This window comes from Pseudarthrobacter sp. CC4 (assembly GCF_048957775.1).
Classification (GTDB): Bacteria; Actinomycetota; Actinomycetes; order Actinomycetales; family Micrococcaceae; genus Arthrobacter.
In genome coordinates this window covers 98587-118810 of sequence record NZ_JARCCZ010000018.1, presented here as the reverse complement: position 1 = coordinate 118810, position 20224 = coordinate 98587, and the positions used below count along the sequence as shown (strand labels likewise).

The 20224-nt window shown below is 64.6% G+C and carries 17 protein-coding genes; 4 read left to right on the top strand and 13 right to left on the bottom strand.

Translation table 11 applies throughout. From position 1 onward, the window contains the following. Nucleotide 1: 1 nt before the first annotated feature. The 4 genes from ctaD to PV768_RS13775 all read right to left on the bottom strand — a co-directional run bounded on the left by ctaD (nt 2) and on the right by PV768_RS13775 (nt 4827). Nucleotides 2-1723 carry a cytochrome c oxidase subunit I gene (gene ctaD, locus PV768_RS13790; protein WP_321213580.1) on the bottom strand — a complete coding sequence of 574 codons (1722 nt, stop codon included), beginning with the start codon at nt 1721-1723 and terminating at the stop codon, nt 2-4. A 10-nt stretch (nt 1724-1733) separates the two neighbouring features. Next, entirely contained in the window at nt 1734-2606 is an 873-nt protein-coding gene (gene coxB, locus PV768_RS13785) for a cytochrome c oxidase subunit II (protein ID WP_321213581.1), read from the bottom strand. A gap of 186 nt (nt 2607-2792) precedes the next feature. After that, entirely contained in the window at nt 2793-3182 is a 390-nt protein-coding gene (locus PV768_RS13780; protein WP_066275924.1) for a HesB/IscA family protein, read from the bottom strand. A gap of 202 nt (nt 3183-3384) precedes the next feature. Further along, the gene (locus PV768_RS13775) at nt 3385-4827 is read right to left on the bottom strand and encodes a dipeptidase (protein ID WP_421093282.1); all 1443 of its coding nucleotides are present in this window, start codon (nt 4825-4827) and stop codon (nt 3385-3387) included. A 92-nt stretch (nt 4828-4919) separates the two neighbouring features. Here PV768_RS13775 and PV768_RS13770 point away from each other — a divergent pair, with 92 nt between their 5' ends. Further along, a complete protein-coding gene (locus PV768_RS13770) occupies nt 4920-5519 on the top strand; it encodes a DUF3043 domain-containing protein (protein ID WP_321213583.1) in 600 nt (199 codons plus the stop codon). Nucleotides 5520-5596: 77 nt separating this feature from the next. Here PV768_RS13770 and PV768_RS13765 read toward each other — a convergent pair whose 3' ends face one another. Further along, the gene (locus tag PV768_RS13765; RefSeq protein WP_421093281.1) at nt 5597-6667 is read right to left on the bottom strand and encodes a quinone-dependent dihydroorotate dehydrogenase; all 1071 of its coding nucleotides are present in this window, start codon (nt 6665-6667) and stop codon (nt 5597-5599) included. Nucleotides 6668-6742: 75 nt separating this feature from the next. Between PV768_RS13765 and PV768_RS13760 the strand changes: the two genes are divergently transcribed. Together PV768_RS13760 and PV768_RS13755 are read left to right on the top strand one after the other, a co-directional pair. Further along, nucleotides 6743-7738 (top strand): alpha/beta hydrolase, encoded by a 996-nt coding sequence (locus tag PV768_RS13760; RefSeq protein ID WP_421093280.1) that lies wholly within the window; start codon nt 6743-6745, stop codon nt 7736-7738. Continuing rightward, complete coding sequence (locus PV768_RS13755; RefSeq protein ID WP_157242286.1) at nt 7735-8763, top strand: alpha/beta hydrolase; 1029 nt, start codon at nt 7735-7737, stop codon at nt 8761-8763. The genes PV768_RS13760 and PV768_RS13755 overlap by 4 nt, the downstream gene beginning before the upstream one ends. Nucleotides 8764-8811: 48 nt before the next feature. Here the strand turns inward: PV768_RS13755 and PV768_RS13750 are convergent, their stop codons facing one another. The 3 genes from PV768_RS13750 to leuA form a co-directional block, all read right to left on the bottom strand. Continuing rightward, complete coding sequence (locus tag PV768_RS13750; protein WP_321213586.1) at nt 8812-9639, bottom strand: isoprenyl transferase; 828 nt, start codon at nt 9637-9639, stop codon at nt 8812-8814. 2 nt (nt 9640-9641) lie between these two features. Further along, nucleotides 9642-10394: a DNA repair protein RecO gene (recO, locus tag PV768_RS13745; RefSeq protein WP_321213587.1), complete on the bottom strand. Its 753-nt coding sequence runs from the start codon at nt 10392-10394 to the stop codon at nt 9642-9644. A gap of 100 nt (nt 10395-10494) precedes the next feature. Continuing rightward, nucleotides 10495-12234 carry a 2-isopropylmalate synthase gene (gene leuA, locus PV768_RS13740; RefSeq protein WP_321213588.1) on the bottom strand — a complete coding sequence of 580 codons (1740 nt, stop codon included), beginning with the start codon at nt 12232-12234 and terminating at the stop codon, nt 10495-10497. Between the two features lie 253 nt (nt 12235-12487). Here leuA and PV768_RS13735 point away from each other — a divergent pair, with 253 nt between their 5' ends. Continuing rightward, nucleotides 12488-14440 carry a M13 family metallopeptidase gene (locus tag PV768_RS13735; RefSeq protein ID WP_421093279.1) on the top strand — a complete coding sequence of 651 codons (1953 nt, stop codon included), beginning with the start codon at nt 12488-12490 and terminating at the stop codon, nt 14438-14440. 87 nt (nt 14441-14527) lie between these two features. Here PV768_RS13735 and PV768_RS13730 read toward each other — a convergent pair whose 3' ends face one another. The 5 genes from PV768_RS13730 to PV768_RS13710 form a co-directional block, all read right to left on the bottom strand. Next, nucleotides 14528-15967, bottom strand: coding sequence for an LCP family protein (locus PV768_RS13730; protein WP_157243182.1), 1440 nt, complete (start codon nt 15965-15967; stop codon nt 14528-14530). 218 nt (nt 15968-16185) lie between these two features. Then, the gene (era, locus tag PV768_RS13725) at nt 16186-17145 is read right to left on the bottom strand and encodes a GTPase Era (RefSeq protein WP_321213591.1); all 960 of its coding nucleotides are present in this window, start codon (nt 17143-17145) and stop codon (nt 16186-16188) included. Next, nucleotides 17129-18460 (bottom strand): hemolysin family protein, encoded by a 1332-nt coding sequence (locus tag PV768_RS13720; RefSeq protein ID WP_321213592.1) that lies wholly within the window; start codon nt 18458-18460, stop codon nt 17129-17131. Before PV768_RS13720 ends, era begins: the two co-directional genes overlap by 17 nt. Next, complete coding sequence (ybeY, locus tag PV768_RS13715; RefSeq protein ID WP_157242282.1) at nt 18457-18930, bottom strand: rRNA maturation RNase YbeY; 474 nt, start codon at nt 18928-18930, stop codon at nt 18457-18459. The genes PV768_RS13720 and ybeY overlap by 4 nt, the downstream gene beginning before the upstream one ends. Then, nucleotides 18927-20015, bottom strand: a complete 1089-nt coding sequence (locus PV768_RS13710; RefSeq protein ID WP_157242281.1) for a PhoH family protein — start codon at nt 20013-20015, stop codon at nt 18927-18929. The genes ybeY and PV768_RS13710 overlap by 4 nt, the downstream gene beginning before the upstream one ends. Between the last annotated feature and the right edge of the window lie 209 nt (nt 20016-20224).

Here is a 20224-nt window from a genome sequence, read left to right as displayed (position 1 = left end):
GTCAGTTGTCCCTCTGGTCGGCGTTTCCGAGTACCTGGGCGGCCGGCGCCGGTGACTCAACGGTGTGGACCTGGCGGAGTTCCGGGTGGTGCAGGTCCAGGGCGGGCCGCTCGGAACGGATCCGGGGCAGCGAGGTGAAGTTGTGCCGCGGCGGCGGGCAGGACGTGGCCCATTCCAGCGAGGCGCCGAAGCCCCACGGATCATCAACCTGGACCTTTTCCCCGTTGCGCCACGTGATGTAGACGTTCCAGAAGAACGGGATCAGGGAGGCGCCCAGGACGAACGATGCCACGGTGGAGAACTGGTTCATCCAGGTGAAGTTGTCCTCCACCAGGTAGTCCGCGTAACGGCGCGGCATGCCTTCGACACCCAGCCAGTGCTGGATGAGGAACGTCCCGTGGAAGCCAAGGAACAGCAGCCAGAAGTGGATCTTGCCCAGGCGCTCGTTCAGCATCTTCCCGGTGAACTTCGGCCACCAGAAGTAGAAGCCGGCGAACATCGCGAACACCACGGTGCCGAACACCACGTAGTGGAAGTGCGCCACCACGAAGTAGGAGTCCGAGACGTGGAAGTCCAGCGGCGGGGACGCCAGGATGATGCCGGTGAGGCCGCCGAACAGGAAGGTGATCAGGAACCCGATGCTCCAGAGCATCGGGGTCTCGAACGTCAGCGAACCGCGCCACATGGTGCCGATCCAGTTGAAGAACTTCACACCGGTCGGAACCGCGATCAGCATGGTCATGAACGCGAAAAACGGCAGCAGCACGGATCCGGTGACGTACATGTGGTGTGCCCACACGGTTACCGACAGTGCGGCGATGGCGATGGTGGCGTAGACCAGGCCCTTGTAGCCGAAGATCGGTTTGCGGCTGAACACCGGGAAGATCTCCGAAACGATGCCGAAGAACGGCAGCGCGATGATGTACACCTCGGGGTGGCCGAAGAACCAGAACAGGTGCTGCCAGAGGACGGCACCGCCGTTTTCCGGATCGAAGATGTGGGCCCCGAAGCGGCGGTCGGCACCGAGCGCGAACAGAGCAGCCGCCAGCGGCGGGAAGGCCATCAGCACGAGGATGGAGGTCACCAGGGCGTTCCAGGTGAAGATGGGCATCCGCCACATGGTCATGCCGGGGGCACGCATGCAGATGATGGTGGTGATGAAGTTGACCGCGCCCAGGATGGTGCCGAAGCCGGACAGCGCCAGGCCGAAGACCCACAGGTCGCCACCGATGCCGGGGCTGAACGTCGTGTTGGACAGCGGCGCGTAGGCGAACCAGCCGAACGATGCCGCACCCTGCGGGGTGATGAAACCGGACACCGCGATGGTGGAACCAAAGAGGAAGAACCAGAAGGCCAGGGCGTTCAGCCGCGGGAACGCGACGTCGGGGGCACCGATTTGCAGCGGCATGATGACGTTGGTGAAGCCGGCGAACAGCGGTGTCGCGAACATCAGCAGCATGACGGTGCCGTGCATCGTGAAGAGCTGGTTGTACTGCTCTTTGGTCTGCAGGATCTGCATGCCGGGCTCGAACAGTTCGGCGCGGATGAGCAGCGCCATGACGCCGCCCAGGCAGAAGAACACGAACGACGCGATCAGGTACATGTACCCGATGGTCTTGTGGTCGGTGGAGGTGATCCAGTTGACGACGATGCGTCCCTTGGACTTAGGAACTACGGAAGCCTCGAGGGTTCCGGCAGGTGCGGTCTGGGTATAAGTAGCCACGTCGCTCCCCTTACTTAATTTCGTTCAGGTTCGGGTTGCGGTCGTACTCGACGCCGAGGAGACCCGTGTTGCCGGCTTCGCGCAGCTCGTTCATGTGGGCCTGGAATTCGGATTCCGACACCACCTTCACGCGGAACAGCATTTCGGAGTGGTACTCACCGCAAAGTTCGGCACACTTGCCGTCGTAGGTGCCCTCTTTGGTGGGGGTGAACCTGATGTAGTTGGTCTTGCCCGGGATCATGTCGCGCTTCTGGAGGAAAGCGGGGACCCAGAAGGAGTGGATGACGTCGCGTGCGTTGAGTTCGAGGTCAACAGACTTGTTGACCGGCAGGTACAGGGTGGGCAGCTGTTCCTTATCGATGGTGTTGCCCGTGAGGTGCGCCTGCACCCCGGCCTCGTGGACGTCCTCTTGGATGACGTCGCCGGCCTTGTAGTTGAAGTCCCAGGCCCACTGCTTGCCGCGGACGTCGACAACGACGTCGGCAGGCTGGGAGCGGTTGTCAATCGCCTGCTGGTCACGGTCGGTGAAGTAGAAGAACACCACAACCATGAACAGGGGGATGGTCAGGTAAAAGACTTCAAGGGGCAGGTTGAAGCTGGTCTGCCGCGGGAACCCGACGGTGCCCTTGCGGCGGCGGTATGCAACAAGGCACCAGACGATCAGGCCCCAGGTAATGATGCCCACAACCAGGGCGGCAATCCATGAGTTGACCCAGAGGTCCATGATGCGGTCGGTGTTGCTGGTGGTGCCACGTTCAGTGGGCAGCCACCCTTTCTCTACCTCTGGCGAACATCCGGTCAAAACCAACGCGCCGGCAATTGCCAAGCTTGAGATCGTTGTGATCGTTTTGCGTCGGCTGCCGGTTCGGTTCTGCGAACTCACAGACGGCCCTTCCTACTTGTTGCTGTTGTCCGGGCAGCCTTGGCCGCCCCGGGCACACTAAAAGTTTTACTACTCGGTGTAGAGCTTACCGCTCCGCCGGGCGTTTCGCCCACATGTCGGCGCCGTGCCCCCGTACCGATATTTTCGGCAGGAAACCCGGCGCCGGCATCGGGCGAAATAACCGGCTTAGTGGAACGAATCCCCACACGCGCAAGAGCCGCCGGCGTTCGGGTTGTCGATGGTGAAGCCCTGCTTGGAGATGGTGTCCTCGAAGTCGATGCTGGCACCGCTAAGGTACGGAACGCTCATCTTGTCCACGACAACCTCGACGCCGTCGTAATCCCGGACTGCGTCTCCGTCCAGGAGCCGCTCATCGAAGTAGAGCTGGTAGATCAGTCCGGAGCAGCCGCCGGGCTGCACTGCAACCCGGAGGCGCAGATCCGTACGGCCTTCCTGCTCGAGAAGACTGCGTACCTTACCTGCGGCGACGTCGGTCAGCTTGACCTCGTGGACGGGCAGTTCGTCACTGGCCGTGCTGGTGGTACCGGTGCTGTTCTCATTGGTTGCGGTGCTCATTTGGCCTACCTTCTTAGGACGGTCTGGCGGCGCCGCGCTGGCGGTGCCTGCCCCTACGGTTTCGGTATGGGCTATAGCTACATGCTACGCGGGGCGGAGGTGTAGCTCTAACTCCTGAACGTAACCATCGACGGCTCCCCGTTGTTCCCCGGGAACAGCCAGCGCCGCGCTCCCATCGTGCCCCGGGTCCCCTGAACCGGTCCTAGAGTCCCTGGTCGTTAATCCGGGCCAGGAGCAGGGCCTCGGCAAGGATGGCCTTGCGGAAATCGCCAAGGTGCAGGGACTCATTCGCACTGTGCGCCCGGGAGTCCGGATCCTCCACACCGGTCACCAGGATCTGCACGTCCGGATACAGTTCCGTGAGGTCGGCAATAAAGGGAATGGATCCGCCGATCCCTGTTTCCACGGCTTTGACTCCCCAGGCCTCTCCCAGCGCCCACATGGCCAGTGACGCCGCAGGCGACGACGTGTCGGTCAGGAACGGGTTGCCGCTCTCCCCCGGCGTGAAGGTCACCTTCGCGCCGAAGGGTGCGTTTGCCGCAACATGCCGGCGCACAGCCTCCATGGCGTCCTCCGGGACCTGGCCAGGGGCGAGGCGCAGGCTGAACTTCGCCCGGGCGCGGGGCAACAGGGTGTTCGAAGCCGCCTCCACTGACGGAGCGTCGAACCCGATGATGGACAGGGCCGGCTTGGTCCACAACCGGGAGGCGATGCTGCCCGACCCGGCAAGCCGGACGCCGTCGAGTACTGAAGCGTCTGCCCGGTAGTCTTCCTCGGAAAGGTCAACCGTGGCTGTATCCCTTGCCACCAGCCCCTCGATGGCGACATTTCCTTCGTCGTCGTGCAGGGTGGCGATGAGGCGCGACAGGAGGGTGGGCGCATCCAGCACCGGTCCTCCGTACATACCGGAGTGCACGGCGTGGTCGAGGACCTGGACTTCGATGGTTCCGTCCACCAGGCCCCGCAGGCTGGTGGTCAGGGCCGGAACCCCCACCTTCCAGTTGCTGGAATCGGCGACGACGATGACGTCGGCGCGGAGCAGTTCCCGGTTTGCCTCCAGGAAAGAGCGGAAAGTAGGCGAGCCGGCTTCTTCCTCACCCTCAAAGAAGAACGTGACGCCGAGCCCCAGCGAGTTCCCGAGCACCTCCGTAACTGCTGCGTACGCCGCCAGGTGCGCCATGATGCCGGCTTTATCGTCCGCCGCGCCGCGGCCGTACAGGCGTCCGTCCTTCTCGACGGCGGTGAACGGTTCCGTCTCCCACAGACTCTGATCACCCGCGGGCTGGACGTCGTGGTGGGCATAGAGGAGGATCGTCGGCTTGCCGTCGGCGGCAGGCCGTTGGGCGACGACGGCGGGCCCTCCCGGGGTGCCGTCAGGCTTGTTGCAGCCAAGGATCTGGACGTTTCCGAGTCCGGTGCCGCGGAGCAGTTCCGCTACAGCTTCGGCGCTGCGTTCCAGCGGGGCCCGGTCAAAGCTTGGCCAGGCGATGCCGGGGATGGCGACCAGCTCTTTGAGCCGGGCCAAGGTCTGGTTGAAGGACCGGTCTATGGAGCTGCGAAGGTCTTCCGTCCGGTTGTTTCCGGCAAGGCCCGGTGATGGAAGGGCATTATGGTTTTGCGGCGTGCCCGTCGGCAATGAAGTCATGGCAAAACATTACCCGCGTCACATTGACTGCTTGGGACCAACGGTTGGCCTGGGCATGACTTCAGTTCCCCGCCGCAAGGTATTCTGTTCTGGTGTTCGGACGTAAAAAGGAAGCGCCCTCGGCGCAGCAAATAATAGACCAACAGGCTGCAGAGCCGGGGCGGACAGAGGGCTTGAGCGGCAAGGGTGCCCCAACTCCCACGCGTAAGGCACAGGAGGCGGCCCGCAGGCGGCCACTTGTCCCGGAAGACCGTAAAGCCTCGAAGGCTGCCGAGCGCCAGGCAATCCAGGACCAGCGGCTTAAGATGCGCCAGGCGCTGGACACCGGTGACGAACGGTTCCTGCCGCTGCGCGACAAGGGTCCGCAGAAACGGTTTGCCCGTGATTATGTTGACGCACGTTTCAGCCTCGGTGAGTACCTGATGTTCGGCGCCCTCGTATTCGTCCTGGTGTCGTTGGTGGTCCCGGCGTCCAGCGACTTGATGATCTACGTCCTCGGCGGGTTCTGGGTGATGTTCCTGGCCGTCTTCGTGGACGTGTTCATCCTGTCCCGCCAGCTTCGCAAGCGGCTGACCGCCAAATTCGGCGAGGTGGAGCGCGGAACCGTGTGGTACGGCTCCATGCGTTCCCTGCAGTTCCGCAAGCTCCGCCTCCCCAAGCCCCAGGTCAAGCGCGGCCAGTACCCGGCCTGAGCCCGCGGCGCCCTTCAACAGCCAACAAAACCCCGGCGGATATTCCGCCGGGGTTTTTGCTTTGGACCGTTCACGGCCTAGGGCCGGCGGCTCTTCGCCAGTTCGCGGTTGATCCGGGCAGCCCAGAACGGTCCTTCATAGAGGAAGGCGGTATAGCCCTGGACCAGGGTGGCCCCGGCGTCGAGCCTGTCCTGGACGTCCTGTGCCGTTTCAACGCCGCCCACGGCCACCAGCGTGAGGGCGTCACCGGTGACCTGCTTCAGGCGGCGCAGCACGTCGAGGGAGCGCTGCTTCAGCGGCGCACCCGAGAGCCCTCCGGCGCCGCACTTTTCCACCTCTTCCGCCGGCGTGGACAGGCCGCTCCTGGCGATGGTGGTGTTGGTGGCGATAATGCCGTCCAGCTTGAGGTCCAGCGCTAGGCGTGCGACGTCGTCGATATCCTCGTCGCTGAGGTCCGGGGCGATCTTTACAAGCAGGGGAACATGGCGGCCTGCCGACCTGTCCGCTTCCTGGCCCACAGCCGTCAGCAGCGGCCGGAGCGACTCCACATCCTGCAGCAGCCGCAGGCCGGGGGTATTGGGCGAACTTACGTTGACCACCAGGTAGTCCGCAGCAGGTGCAAGGCTGCGGGCACTGACGAGGTAGTCCTCCACCGCATCGGCAAGCTCCACTGTTTTGGTCTTGCCGATATTGACGCCGATGACGGGGCGCACGCCCCGGTGCTGGCGCTGGAGGGCAGCGCGCGCGGCCTTGAGCCGCGGGGCCACGGCGGTTGCGCCGTCGTTATTGAATCCCATGCGGTTGATGACCGCGCGGTCCTCCACCAGGCGGAAGAGCCGAGGTTTCTCGTTGCCCGGCTGGGCCTGCCCGGTGATGGTTCCCACCTCAACGTGGCCGAAGCCAAGCTCCGTCAGGGCCTCGATCCCATGGCCTTCCTTGTCGAAGCCGGCAGCAAGCCCGAACGGCGACGGAAAGGTGATTCCGAAGGCCGTGGTCTGGAGCGACGGTGCTGGAGCCGTCAGCGTCGCCAGCACCTTCCCCGCACCGGAGCGATGCGCCAGCCTGATGCCCTTGAATCCGATCTTGTGGGCGCGCTCGGCGTCCATCCATGAAAAGGCCAGCCTGAAGAATGTGGGATAAACGCGCATGCCTCTAGTTTTCCGCCTAGGAGGGCCCAGACCAAAATGAGGCGGGGCAAACCTGCAGCGGATTAGCATAAACGCATGGAATGGCAGCAGGACATCCTGGGCGCTGACTTCGAGTCGCACGCCTTCCGCGCCACGGGGCCGGACGGTGTGGAGCGCACCGCCACGCTGGTCCGGTTCCGCCCAGCACTGACGAAGTTGCCTCCATCCCCGGGCCGGCGCAGCGCCGTCCTGTTCCTGCATGGCTGGAGCGACTATTTCTTCAACGCGGACCTTGCCCGATTCTGGTCCATGGCGGGTTACGACTTCTACGCACTGGACATGCACAACCACGGCCGGAGCCTGCGTCCGGATTTCCCGGGCGGATACGTCGCCGACCTCATGGACTACGATGCCGAAATCGAAGCTGCATTCCAACTGATCGGCCAGGACGGCGCGGACCCCTCGCTGACCCTTATGGGCCATTCGACAGGAGGACTGGTGGCGGCGCTGTGGGCCAGCCGGCACCCCGGCCGGGTCTCCCGGCTGGTCCTGAACAGCCCGTGGCTGGAGATGCACGGCAGCTCACTGGTGCGGCGTGCGGCATCCAGGATGGTGGGACCGGTCGCGCGGTTCCGGCCCGAAGCCGTGCTTAGGCTTCCGGAACGGGGGTTCTACTGGCGGACCATCAGCAGCTCGGCCGACGGTGAGTGGACTCTGGATGACCGGTACCGTCCCCCGATGGCGTTTCCCGTGCGGGCAGGCTGGCTCAATGCCGTGCTGTCCGGGCACTCCAAGGTGGCGCGGGGCCTCAACATAGACGTTCCCATCCTTGTCCTGCTGTCCAGCGGCAGCGCCAACGGCCTCTTCTGGTCTGAAGAGATGCGGCGGACGGATGCCGTACTTGACGTCAACATCATCGCTACGCGTGCCCTCACCCTTGGCCGTACGGTGACGGTGGAACGCATAGACGGTGCACTTCATGACGTGTTCCTCTCCCGCGCCGCGGTGCGTGCCGATGCCTATGCCCGGTTGGCACGCTGGCTTAAGGCTTATGGCGACGACGAGCCATCCGAAAGTTGGAAGAGCGGATGAGCAAAGGGCACGCGGGCCGGGAAAGAGCCGCTGCCCAATGGTCTGCCGACATCCTGGGGCCGCGTTTCGAGCAGCGCGTGCTGCCCCTGGAACCCGATGATGAAGGCGAAGTATGCGCAACGCTTGTCCGTTGCACCGGCCAGGGACCCCGGCAGGGTACGGCGGAACAGCGGGCGGCTGTCAACGTGGTCCTCTACGTCCACGGCTGGGCGGACTACTTTCTCCAGGCGGAAGTCGCGGAGTACCTCACCGGGGCGGGGTTCCCTTTCTACGCCGTTGACCTGCGCAAGTTCGGCCGCAGCCTGCGCCCCTGGCAGACGCCTGGCTTCACTGACGACCTGGGAGTCTACGATGCTGACCTGGCAGCCGCCATCGCGGCGATCAGGGAGGACTTCGAGGAGGCCCTGGGACCGGGAGTCTTCCCCACGGTGCACGTCCTGGCGCACTCCCTGGGCGGGCTTATCACCGCCCTGTGGGCTGACCGGAACCCGAAGGCGGTGGGCACCCTGATCCTGAACGCACCGTGGCTGGAACTGCAGGGGAGCAGCATCATCCGCACCATTGCCATGCACCTGGTGGACCCGCTGTCCAGGGCCGATCCCCGCCGCCCATTGTGGCTTCCGGAGATGCCCGGCTACTGGCAGAGCGTCAGCAGCGAGGCCCACGGGGAGTGGCACCTCGACCCGCTGTGGCGCCCACGGACGTCCTTTCCCATTCGGGCAGGATGGGCCAAGGCAGTCCTTGCCGGCCACGCCGCGGTGGAACGCCGGCTGGACATCCGGGCCCCGGCCCTGGTCATGCTGTCGGACCGCACCCGCATCCAAATCGAGTGGTCGGCGGAATTGATGGAGGCGGACGCCGTCATCGATGTCGAGGAGACAGCCCACCGTGCGCTCCGCCTTGGACGGCGGGTGGCGGTGTTCCGCTATCCCGGTGCCATCCACGACGTTTTCCTGTCCCGCCGCGGGGTGCGGGAGGAAGCCTGCCGGGACCTCGCGGCGTGGCTCAGGGGCTACCCGGCCTGAAGGCCGCCTCCTGCCGGAACCGGGTGTACTGCCGGCGGGGCGTGGACCCTAGGATCCCGCGGGTGCGGCGGCATCCACCGCCCCGCCGTACCGGCGGTCCCGCCGGGCGTACTCCTCCACTGCCGCCCAGAGCGTCCGGCGGTCGACGTCGGGCCACAGCGTGTCCATGAAAACGAACTCGGCGTAGGCGGACTGCCAAAGCATGAAATTGGACAGCCGCTGCTCGCCCGAGCTGCGGAGGAACAGGTCCACGTCCGGCAGGTCCGGCTCGTCAAGGTACTTCTGGATGGTCCGCTCGGTGATGGCACCGGGCTTCAGCCTGCCCGCAGCAACCTCGGCGGCGATGGCCGAGACCGCGTCGGTAATTTCAGCCCGGCCGCCGTAATTAACACACATGGTCAACGTGCAAGTGCTGTTGCCCGCGGTGAACTCCTCGGCCTCTTCCAGCTCCCGGATGACTGAGCCCCACAGCCGCGGCCGGCGGCCGGACCAGCGGACGCGCACGCCCCATTCATCGAGCTGGTTTCTTTGCCGGCGCAGCACATCCTTGTTAAATCCCATCAGGAAGCGTACTTCCTCCGGAGACCGGCGCCAGTTTTCCGTGGAGAAGGCATAGACGCTGACATACTCGATGCCGAGTTCTATCGCCCCTGCCATGACGTCCAGCAGCGCCGGCTCGCCTGCCTTGTGCCCTTCAATCCGGGGCAGTCCGCGCTGGTTGGCCCAGCGCCCGTTGCCGTCCATCACGATCGCCACGTGGCGGGGAATGAACTCTGCGGGGATGGAGGGCGCCACGGCTCCGGAGGGATGAGGGTACGGTGCAACCACCGGGTGGGTGCGCTTTCGGGACGCGGGGTTCTTTTTGCCGAGGGCCACTGTCAGCTTCGCTCCACATGTTTGAGGGACTTCAGGACTCGTTCGAGATGCCATTGCAGGTACGCCGCCACCAGGCCCGCAGCTTCTTTCCGGTGTGGCGGAAGGGAGCCGTCCGCCGTGGTCCAGTCACCGGTGAGCAGTGCCGCCAGGAGGACCACGGTTTCCGGCGCAGGAGCCGGTGATCCTGGGGGCCTGCAGCCGCTGCAGACCATCCCTCCCAGCGGCGCTGAGAAAGCGGTATGCGGGCCGGGAACCCCGCAGCGGGCGCAGTCCGTAAAACTGGGGGCCCAGCCGCCGGTGGCCAAGGCGCGCAGCAGATAGGAGTCGAGGATCAGGCCGGCGGCGTGTTCATCCCTGCTCAAGGCGGCCAGGGCACCCACCAGCAGGTTGTACTGGGCAGTTCCTGCCTCCCCGTCGACGTCGGTGAGCTTCTCCGCCGTCTCGGTCATCGCGGCCGCCACCGTATACCGGCCGTAATCGGCGGCAATGCTGCCGCCGTAGGCGCCCTTGGCCACCGCCTGGGTGACGATGTCCAGCGTCTTGCCGGAAACAAGCTGCAGGTCCGCCACCATAAACGGCTCAAGGCGCGCTCCAAACCGGCTGCTGGTGCGCCGGACCCCCTTGGCCACAGCCCGCACCTGGCCGTGGTGCTTGGTCAGGAGGGTGATGATCCGGTCCGCCTCGCCCAGCTTATGGGTGCGCAGTACGACGGCGTCGTCCCGGTACGCGCGGGAGGCGAAAGAGTGTTGGGCCACGCCTTATCTTCCCATCCTTTGCAGGCACCATTCGGCCGGCCGCCACCGGGCGGGGCTCCGTTGTGCCGCCGGCGGGTCCCGGCGGCTCAACGGTGCGGCGTCAGGCCCGGGCGTCCCGGATGGCGCGGTTCACGGCGGAAATAACTGCCTTCAGCGAAGACATGCTGGTGTTGGCGTCAATGCCCACGCCCCACAGGACCCGCTCCCCCACGGCGCACTCGACGTAGGCGGCGGCCATGGCATTGCCGCCCTCGGAAAGGGCGTGTTCGCTGTAGTCGAGGACCCGGACATCCACGCCGTCTTCCCGCAGGATGCTCAGCAGGGCCGCAATGGGGCCGTTGCCGGTCCCGGTACGCTGGACCTGCACGCCGTCCACGGTGAGCGAGGCGTGAAGCGTCATGCCGCCGTCGTCATCCGTTTCTGTCTTGACAGCGCCCAGGGAGTAGCGTCCCCACTGCCCGTCTGCCTTCCCGGAGGGCAGGTACTCATCCTGGAAGACCTGCCACAGCTGGGCGCCGCTTACTTCGCCGCCAACGGTGTCCGTGCGCTTCTGGATCACGCCGGAGAATTCGATCTGGGCGCGGCGCGGCAGGTCCAGGCTGTGCTCGTTCTTCAGCAGGTAGGCCACGCCGCCCTTGCCGGACTGCGAGTTGACGCGGATAACGGCCTCGTAGCTGCGGCCCAGGTCCTTGGGGTCCACGGGCAGGTACGGCACCTGCCACGTGAAGTCTTCCACTGCCTTGCCGGCGGCCGCGGCGTCCCGCTCCAACGCCTCGAAACCCTTCTTGATGGCGTCCTGGTGGGAGCCGGAGAACGCCGTGAAGACGAGGTCGCCGCCGTAGGGTGAGCGCTCGGGGACGGGGAGCTGGTTGCAGTACTCCACGGTCCGGCGGACGTCGTCGATGTTGGAGAAGTCGATCATGGGGTCGATGCCCTGCACAAACAGGTTCAGGCCGAGGGTCACCAGGTCGACGTTGCCGGTCCGCTCACCGTTGCCGAACAGGCAGCCCTCGATGCGGTCGGCGCCCGCCATATAGCCCAGTTCCGCGGCCGCTACGCCAGTGCCGCGGTCATTGTGGGGGTGCAGGGAGAGGATGATGCCTTCGCGGGGATGCAGGTGGCGGCTCATCCACTCAATGGAGTCGGCGTAAACGTTGGGGGTGGCCATTTCCACGGTGGCAGGCAGGTTGATGATGACCTGGCGGTCCGCGGAGGCTTCAAAAACATCAGCGACGGCGTTGCAGACCCGCACAGCGTATTCCAGCTCCGTGCCGGTAAAGGACTCCGGGGAGTACTCGTAGGTCACGTGCGTGTCCGCGAGGGTCTCCTCGTACTTCCTGCACAGGCGGGCGCCCTGGAGTGCGATGTCCAGGATGCCGTCCTCGTCCTGGTTGAAGACAACCCGGCGCTGCAGGACGGAGGTGGAGTTGTACAGGTGGACGATGGCCTGCTTGGCGCCTACCAGGGATTCGTAGGTGCGCTCGATCAAGTGCTCGCGGGCCTGGGTGAGGACCTGGATGGTGACGTCGTCCGGGATGTGGTTGCCCTCAATGAGCTGGCGGACAAAGTCGAAATCCGTCTGGGAAGCAGAGGGAAAACCTACCTCAATCTCCTTGTAGCCCATCCGTACCAGCAGGTCGAACATCTTCATCTTGCGGGCAGGGCTCATGGGATCAATCAGGGCCTGGTTGCCGTCACGCAGGTCCACCGCACACCAGCGGGGGGCTTTGGTGATGATCTTGTCCGGCCACGTGCGGTCCGGCAGCTCTACCTTGATCTGGTCCTGGAACGGCGTGTAGCGGTGGGCGGGCATTCCTGAGGGCTTCTGTGCGTTTCGCATTACTATCGGGGCCTTTTCTGTGGTTCTTCGGTGAAAGGGTGGCCGGGCAACACAAACTCCGCAGCGAGGTTGGGCCTTGCGCTAGATCGCGTCTGAGGCCTCGCCGCGGCAGCTAAGAAGAAGGAGCTCTGCACGCACCTTTTGAGGGTAACACGCGTGCGTAAGATGAAAGGGCACTACCGTCCGTAAAGTCCACCATGCAGACGCCGCCGGGTATTCGACCGGGCCGCGGCCCTTCATCAAAGGAGTTTCAGTGCCCATATCGGGGATCGACCTGTCCACCATCGACCACACGGTCCGGCCGCAGGATGACCTGTACCAGCACGTCAACGGTGCCTGGCTGAAGGGCGCGGAAATCCCTGACGACCGTCCGCTTGAGGGAGCCTTCACGGCGCTCCGGGACGGTGCAGAGATCGCGGTCCGGGACATCATTGAGGAGGCGGCGGCCAAGGGTGAAGCCGCCAGCGGAATCGAGCGGAAGATCGGCGACCTCTACAACAGCTTCATGGACGAGGCCGCTGTTGAAGCCAAGGGCATGGAACCGATCCGGCAGAGGCTGGCGGCCGTGTTCGCCACAACCACCGTGGCTGAGCTCGTGTCCCTGGCAGGGCGGCTCTTCCGGGCCGATGTTGGGGGGCTCTTCTATATCTACCCGGCCCCCGATGCGGGCAACCCCGACCGGATCCTGCTGTACACCGGACAGGGCGGCCTTGGCCTGCCGGACGAGTCGTACTACCGGGAAGAAAAGTTCGCGCCGACGGTTACGGCGTACAACGCACACGTGAAGACCATGCTTGAGCTGGCCGGCGTTGCTGACGCCGGGGCCGCCGCCGGGCGGGTGGTGGAGCTGGAGACCAAGCTCGCATCCCACCACTGGGACAAAGTCACGCTCCGGGACCCGCAAAAGACCTACAACCTGAAGACGGCGGATGAAGCGTCCGCGCTGTTCCCCCTGCTCACCACATGGTTCGAAGCCGCCGGCATCGACGAGGCCAAACGCCGGGAAATCGTGGTGAGCACCCCGCCGTTCTTCGACGGGGCCGCAGCGCTCCTTGGGTCCGAGCCGCTGGCCCACTGGCAGGAATGGCTCGCCATGCGGGTGGTGAGCGCCGCGGCCCCCTACCTTTCGTCGTCGTTCGTGGATGCCAATTTCGCCTTCTACGGGACCACCCTCAGCGGCACCCCGAGGAACAAGGACCGCTGGAAGCGCGGTGTCGCCGTCGTCGAAGCGGCGCTTGGCGAAGCCGTGGGGCAGATCTACGTCGCCCGGCATTTCCCGGAGACCCACAAGGCACGCATGCAGGCGCTCGTTGCCAACCTGATAGAGGCCTACCGGCAGAGCATCACCGCCGTGGGCTGGATGGGAGACGCCACTAAGGCGGAAGCGCTCCGGAAACTTGAGGGGTTCCGGGCGAAAATCGGCTACCCGGAGGAATGGATCGATTACTCCGCCGTGGAGATCGATCCGGCTGACCTGCTGGGCAATGTGGAACGTGCACACAATGCCGACGTCGACAGGCACCTTGATGAGGTGGGCAAGCCGGTGGACCGCAACAAGTGGCTCATGACCCCGCAGACGGTCAACGCGTACTACCACCCGATGATGAACGAAATCGTGTTCCCGGCAGCGATCCTGCAGCCCCCGTTCTTCACGGCCGATGCTGACGACGCCGTGAACTATGGCGGCATCGGGGCTGTCATCGGGCACGAGATCGGCCATGGTTTTGATGATCAGGGGTCCCAGTTCGACGGCGGCGGGGCGCTGCGGAACTGGTGGACGGACGAGGACCGGGAGGCTTTCGAAGAGCTCACCGCCAAACTCGTAGCCCAATTCGATGCCCTGTCACCCTCCGCGGCGCCAGGACACAACGTCAACGGCCGGCTCACGCTTGGCGAGAACATTGGCGATCTGGCAGGCCTGGCGATCGCCTACAAGGCCTACCAGATCAGCCTTGATGGAAAGGAACCGGAGGTCCTGGACGGCCTGACCGGGGAGCAGCGCTTCTTTGCCTCGTGGGCCGCCGGCTGGCGGCAGGTCATTCGGCAGGAGGAGGCTATCCGCCGTCTCGCGACGGACCCGCACTCCCCTAACGAGTTCCGCACCAATGCCATTGCCAGGAACCTCGACGCCTTCCACGAGGCATTCGAGGTTTCCGAACAGGATGGCATGTGGATGCCTCCCGCGGAACGCGTCAGCATCTGGTAATGACAAGGCACAGCGGGACCCGCCTTCCGGCGGTCCCCGCTGTGCCTTGTCACAGACTGTTCCGTTGTGCCGCTGGGGCCCGGTCCGCTAACGCTCGATGAGCATCGGATTGGCCTGCTGGCAGGCCGCATCCTTGGCTGTCTGGTTAACGATGTCTTCGGGCAATACGGCCGCCCCGTAGGTGGTGCCGGCGGTGAAGTCGGTACCGAGGTATACCTGGACCCCTGCGATGTTCGGGGCAGGGAGCATTTGTTCAGCGGGAATACCCAGCATTGCGGCAACATCCGCTGCCACGTCCGCGAAGTCCGGGCCGTAGTAGACCACTGACTGCGCCACAGCCGTCGCCTCAAACCGGCCGGCCTGCGCGAATCCGCCGGCGACCAGGGCCTGGACTATTTCCTGGGCACGGCCCGGGACGCCGCTGCCGTTGGCCACCGTGACAGGCTGCAGGGCTTTGTCGTAGGGCGGGGGCGCAGGCGTGGTTTCCGTGGGGGTCGGGGGTGCCGACGTCTCCGTTGGCGCGGGCGACGGAGCGGTTGGATCGGTCAGGTCGACGTCCTGCCGCATTGCCGAGAAGAGCTGGGAACCTGCGGGCTCGGCAATCTGGAGCCTGTTCGGATCCAGCACCGCGGGGGTGGTGGGCACAGCCACGAACGCCACCTTGCTGACGTCGATGTCCTTGAGCCGGGACCCGATGGTGAGCAGGCTGGGCACCGAGGCCAGCCCTTCATCGACGGTCAGGTTCTGGGTTACCACGTCGGCGATCTTCAGCATCTTCCCGGGATCCGAGAGCGTACCGTCGTCCTTGATCTTGCGGGTCAGGGACGACAGGAACCCTTGCTGGGCCTTGATCCGGCCCAGGTCGCCGCCGTCGGCAAAGGCATGCCGGGTGCGCAGGAACGCGAGGGCCATCTCACCCTGGACAGCCGAGGTGCCGGCCGGCAGCCGGAGGCGTGAGTCAGGATCGTAGACGGCGTCACTGATGCACACCTCTACGCCCCCGACCGCGTTGGACAGTTCCTTCACGGCATTGAAGTCAGCCATCATGAAGTGGTCCACTTCCAGGCCGGTGAGTTTGTTGACGGTGTCCACGGCACAGCCAATGCCTGCTTCAGCCATGGCTTCATTGATCATCACACCGCTGCGGGCAGGATAGACCTGGTTGGTTTTCGGGTCCTTGCACTGCGGGATATCAACCAGCAGGTCCCGCGGGAAGCTGATGACGCTGACGCGCTTGTTGTCCTCGGAGATGTCCATCAGCATCATGACATCGGACTTGCCGTATCCGTTGGAGTCATCCGCGGTACCGTATTCAGAGTTTTTCCCGTCACGGGTATCGGAACCGAGGATGAGGATCTGCATCCGTCCGGTGGCGTCGCTCACGGATTCGTTGCTGCCGCCACCGGCGTTCAAGGGCGCCTTGGAAATGTTGCCCTGCAGGCGCAGGAACCAGAAGCCTGCGAAGGCGAGGCCGCCCACAATAGCCACTGACAGGATGGCCGTGACCACCTTCAGCCACACCGGCATTCCGCTTATGCGCCCAAGATGGCGGGCTGCACCGACGGTACCGCCGTCGGCGTGGCGGGATACGGGTCCCGCTCCGGCGGGACCATCGAGTCCGTTGTCGCGTCTGTCGCGGCCTAGCCCCACGTGGTGAACCTTCCTCTAAAAACCAAATCCGGCCCATTTTAGTGGCCCGGGCTGGGAAAATGCCGGGCGGCCTGCGCCGGCGGAGCCGAAACGGCTCAGAAACCCAGCTTGACCAGCTGTTTCGGGTCCCGCTGCCAGTCCTTCGCCACCTTCACGTGAAGGTCGAGATAGATCCGCGTGCCCAGGAGCGCCTCGATGCCCTTGCGTGCATTGGTGCCCACTTCACGCAGCCGGCTGCCGCCCTTGCCGATGATGATCGCCTTCTGCGAGGGACGCTCAACGTAGAGATTGACCCGCACGTCCAGCAGCGGGCTGTCTTCGGGCCGGTCTTCGCGGGGAACGATTTCCTCCACCACCACAGCGAGCGAGTGCGGAAGTTCATCGCGGACACCTTCCAGCGCCGCCTCGCGGATCAGTTCTGCGACCATGACGGCCTCAGGTTCGTCCGTCAGTTCACCGTCAGGGTACAGCGGGGGCGACGGCGGCATGTGGCTGATCAGGACGTCAGCAACGGTGCCCACCTGGAAGCCGTCGGTGGCAGAAACGGGAACGATGTCCTTCCAGCCGTCCTCCCCCATCACTTCCCTGCCGAGGGCTGCGACGGCCAGGAGCTGTTCCGTCAGTGCCTGGCGGTCCACGAGGTCGGCTTTGGTGACGATGGCGATCACGGGCTTGCGGCCAACCGCCGCGAGCTGGGCGGCAATGAATTTGTCTCCGGGGCCGATCTTTTCGTTGGCCGGCAGGCAGAACCCAATCGCATCAACTTCGGCCAGCGTATCCGCCACGAGGTCGTTAAGGCGCTTGCCAAGGAGCGTCCGCGGGCGATGGAGGCCCGGCGTATCCACGAGGATGAGTTGTGCGTCCTCGCGGTGAACGATGCCGCGGATGGTGTGGCGGGTGGTCTGCGGTTTGGCGGACGTAATGGCCACCTTCTTGCCCACCAGCGCGTTCGTCAAAGTGGACTTGCCCGCGTTGGGCCGTCCCACCAGGATCGCAAATCCTGCGTGGAAACCGCCGAAATCGTCCTGGCCTTCGGCCTTATTTTTCTTGCTCACGTGAAACTCCCTGCTGGGTTGCTTCCGCCTCGTCGAAGAGATCTTCAAGGTCAGTGTCTTCTTTTGCCAACGGTGCCGCAATAATGTGGCTGACGCGGTTTCGGCGGCCTTCAAGCCGGTCGGCCCGCAGGGACACACCGTGCACTTCCACGGAGCTCCCCACAATGGGAACGCGGCCCAGGGCCTTGGCGAGCAGGCCGCCGACGGTGTCCACTTCGTCGTCGTCAAGCTCAATGCCGAAGAGCTCGCCGAGGTCGTCAATGCCCATCCGCGCGCTGACCCGGTACGAACCGTCCCCGAGCTCCACGGCCTCCGCGCTTTCGGTGTCGTACTCGTCCACGATTTCGCCCACGATTTCCTCGATAAGGTCCTCGAGGGTGACCAGGCCGGCCGTTCCGCCGTATTCGTCGATCACGATGGCCACGTGCGTGGACTCTTTCTGCAGCTCCCGGAGCAGGTCGCTGACAGGTTTCGACTCCGGTACGTAGCGAACGTCGCGGGCGAGCGATTCCACCAGCGGCGGCTCCTCGTTGGGCGCCAGCTCATGGATGACGGCGGCAACATCCTTCAGGTAGATGATGCCCAGGATCTGGTCGGTACTGTCGCCGATCACCGGAATCCTGGAATAGCCGGAACGAAGGAAAAGCGACATGGCCTGGCGCAGGCTTGACCCCGCTTCGATGGTAAGGATGTCGGTCCGGGGCACCATGACGGCGCGGACAAGGGTGTCACCGAAGTCGAAGACGGACTGGATCATCTCAGCCTCGGTGTCCTCGATCATGTCCGACTCGCTGGCGCGCTCCACGAGTTCACGGAATTCCTGCTCGCTGAAGAACGCCTCGTCGCCGCCGGGGGCCCCGGGGGCCGCCGTGCTTCCAAGCCTCACCAGCCAGCCCGGGATGGGCCCCAGCACCCAGGTGAGGAAACGGATCGTCGGCGCGGTGAAGCGGACAACAGCGGCTGCGTGCAGCCGTCCGAGTTGCCGCGGGGAGACACCAACAATGACAAAGCCCAGCAGGGCCATAATCCCGGTTGCTGCAAGGCCCGCAAGCCAAACGTTGCTGAGCAGGCTGTAGAGCAGGACGGACACGGCAACGGCGGACGCCATTTCGAACCAGATGCGCCAGAACCTCAGGGCGCGGATGTGCGCCACAGGCTGGCCGAGGATGCGCCGCAGGGCGGTGCCGCGGCTCTTGACCAGGGCTTCCTCGGCATCATGGCGCGGGATGAAGTTGAACGCGGCCTCCGCCGCGGTCAGCACCGCCGCAACGGCCAGGAAAACCAGGGCCATTGCCACGAGGAGCAGGGGCGTCACTGGGTGGTCTCGGCAGGCGCTTCTTTGCCCGTGAAGCCGGACAGCAGCTCACGCTGGAGCCCGAACATCTCGGCCTTTTCCTCGGGTTCGGCGTGGTCGTATCCCAGCAGATGCAGGATGCCGTGGGTGGTCAGCAGCAACATCTCGTCCTGGAGGGGGTGGCCGGCGTTTTTGGCCTGCACCCGGGCCACCTGGGGGCAAATGGCAATGTCGCCCAGCATTCCCTGGGGCGTGGGCCGGTCAGGCGTACCCGGGGTCAGCTCGTCCATGGGCACGGACAAAACATCCGTGGAACCTGGCTCGTCCATCAGTTCGATGTGAAGCTTCTCCATTGCAGGCTCATCCACCAGGAGGATGGACAGTTCAGCCTGCGGATGGATGTAGAGCTGTTCGAAGATGTACCGGGACAAAGCAACGAGTTCAGCTTCGTCCACCTGGACACCGGACTCGTTGTTGACCTCGATGCTCATGCGTGTTCCCCCCGCTTGCCGGCGCCGGTCGAATGCTTTACCCGGCTGCGCTGTGCCTCATCCCAGATGCTGTAGGCGTTGACAATATCCCCCACCAGGCGGTGCCGGACAACGTCTGCGGCGTCCAGCACCGAGAAACTGACGCCTTCGATACCCTGCAGGATCTCCGCCACAATACGGAGCCCGGAGCGGGTGCCGAAGGGCAGGTCAACCTGGGTGACGTCGCCGGTGACCACCATCTTGGAGCCAAAGCCCAGCCGGGTCAGGAACATCTTCATCTGCTCGGGCGTGGTGTTCTGCGCCTCGTCAAGGATGATGAAGGCGTCATTGAGCGTGCGTCCGCGCATGTAGGCCAGCGGAGCCACTTCGATGGTGCCCGCCGCCATCAGCCTGGGAATGGACTCCGGGTCCATCATGTCGTGCAGCGCGTCGTAGAGGGGGCGCAGGTAGGGATCAATCTTGTCGCTCAGGGTTCCGGGCAGGAATCCCAGCCGTTCCCCGGCTTCAACTGCCGGGCGCGTCAGGATAATCCGGCTGACCTCTTTTTGCTGAAGCGCCTGCACAGCCTTTGCCATGGCCAGGTAGGTCTTCCCTGTTCCGGCCGGGCCAATGCCAAAGATCACCGTGTTGTTGTCGATGGCGTCGACGTAGGTCTTCTGGTTCAGCGTCTTGGGACGGATTGTCCTCCCGCGGCTGGAAAGGATGTCGTGGGTCAGAACATCCACGGGGTTCTGCAGCGACTGGGTACGCAGGAGGGCCACGAGCTGCTGAAGGACAGCGGGACTGATAACCGTGCCGCGGGCCACCAGGCCGCGGACCTCGTGGAGGAGCCGCATGATGCGGGGCACGTCGCTGGCAGGACCAGTGATGGAAAGTTCATTTCCGCGGACGTGGAAATTGACGTGCGGGAACTGTTCCTCAATGAAGCGCAAAGCCTCATCGTGGCTGCCCAAGGACTGGACCATCTGGTCGGAGTTGTCGAAAAGTACAACCTCGGTACGGCTGCCGGGCAGGGAATGGGGAAACTCCCCCGCAGCGCCTTCGCCTGTGTTGAGCCGGCGCTTTCCATTCGCTGATTCAGTCATGGTGACGGCCCGCAGGCCCGTGATCCCCTCAAAGTACGAAAATAATGTCCACCGCAGGGCCGGCCACCGCATCCGGCGCGCCTTGCCCAAGCGGTCCCTCCATCTTACGCCAGTACGGCGTCAACACCGGATGAGGCAACCAGCCACGGACCAGGGCAAGGCGGCCTTCAGGCGCGGAGGCTGCGTCATTAGGTATCAACTTCATATCG

What these genes read in the sequence shown, in the direction of transcription:
- PV768_RS13780 (WP_066275924.1), bottom strand. Translation starts at nt 3,182, where the DNA reads ATGAGCACCGCAACCAATGAGAACAGCACCGGTACCACCAGCACGGCC.
- PV768_RS13775 (WP_421093282.1), bottom strand. Translation starts at nt 4,827, where the DNA reads ATGACTTCATTGCCGACGGGCACGCCGCAAAACCATAATGCCCTTCCA.
- PV768_RS13765 (WP_421093281.1), bottom strand. Translation starts at nt 6,667, where the DNA reads ATGCGCGTTTATCCCACATTCTTCAGGCTGGCCTTTTCATGGATGGAC.
- PV768_RS13760 (WP_421093280.1), top strand. Translation starts at nt 6,743, where the DNA reads ATGGAATGGCAGCAGGACATCCTGGGCGCTGACTTCGAGTCGCACGCC.
- PV768_RS13755 (WP_157242286.1), top strand. Translation starts at nt 7,735, where the DNA reads ATGAGCAAAGGGCACGCGGGCCGGGAAAGAGCCGCTGCCCAATGGTCT.
- leuA (WP_321213588.1), bottom strand. Translation starts at nt 12,234, where the DNA reads ATGCGAAACGCACAGAAGCCCTCAGGAATGCCCGCCCACCGCTACACG.
- PV768_RS13730 (WP_157243182.1), bottom strand. Translation starts at nt 15,967, where the DNA reads ATGCCGGTGTGGCTGAAGGTGGTCACGGCCATCCTGTCAGTGGCTATT.
- ybeY (WP_157242282.1), bottom strand. Translation starts at nt 18,930, where the DNA reads ATGAGCATCGAGGTCAACAACGAGTCCGGTGTCCAGGTGGACGAAGCT.
- PV768_RS13710 (WP_157242281.1), bottom strand. Translation starts at nt 20,015, where the DNA reads ATGACTGAATCAGCGAATGGAAAGCGCCGGCTCAACACAGGCGAAGGC.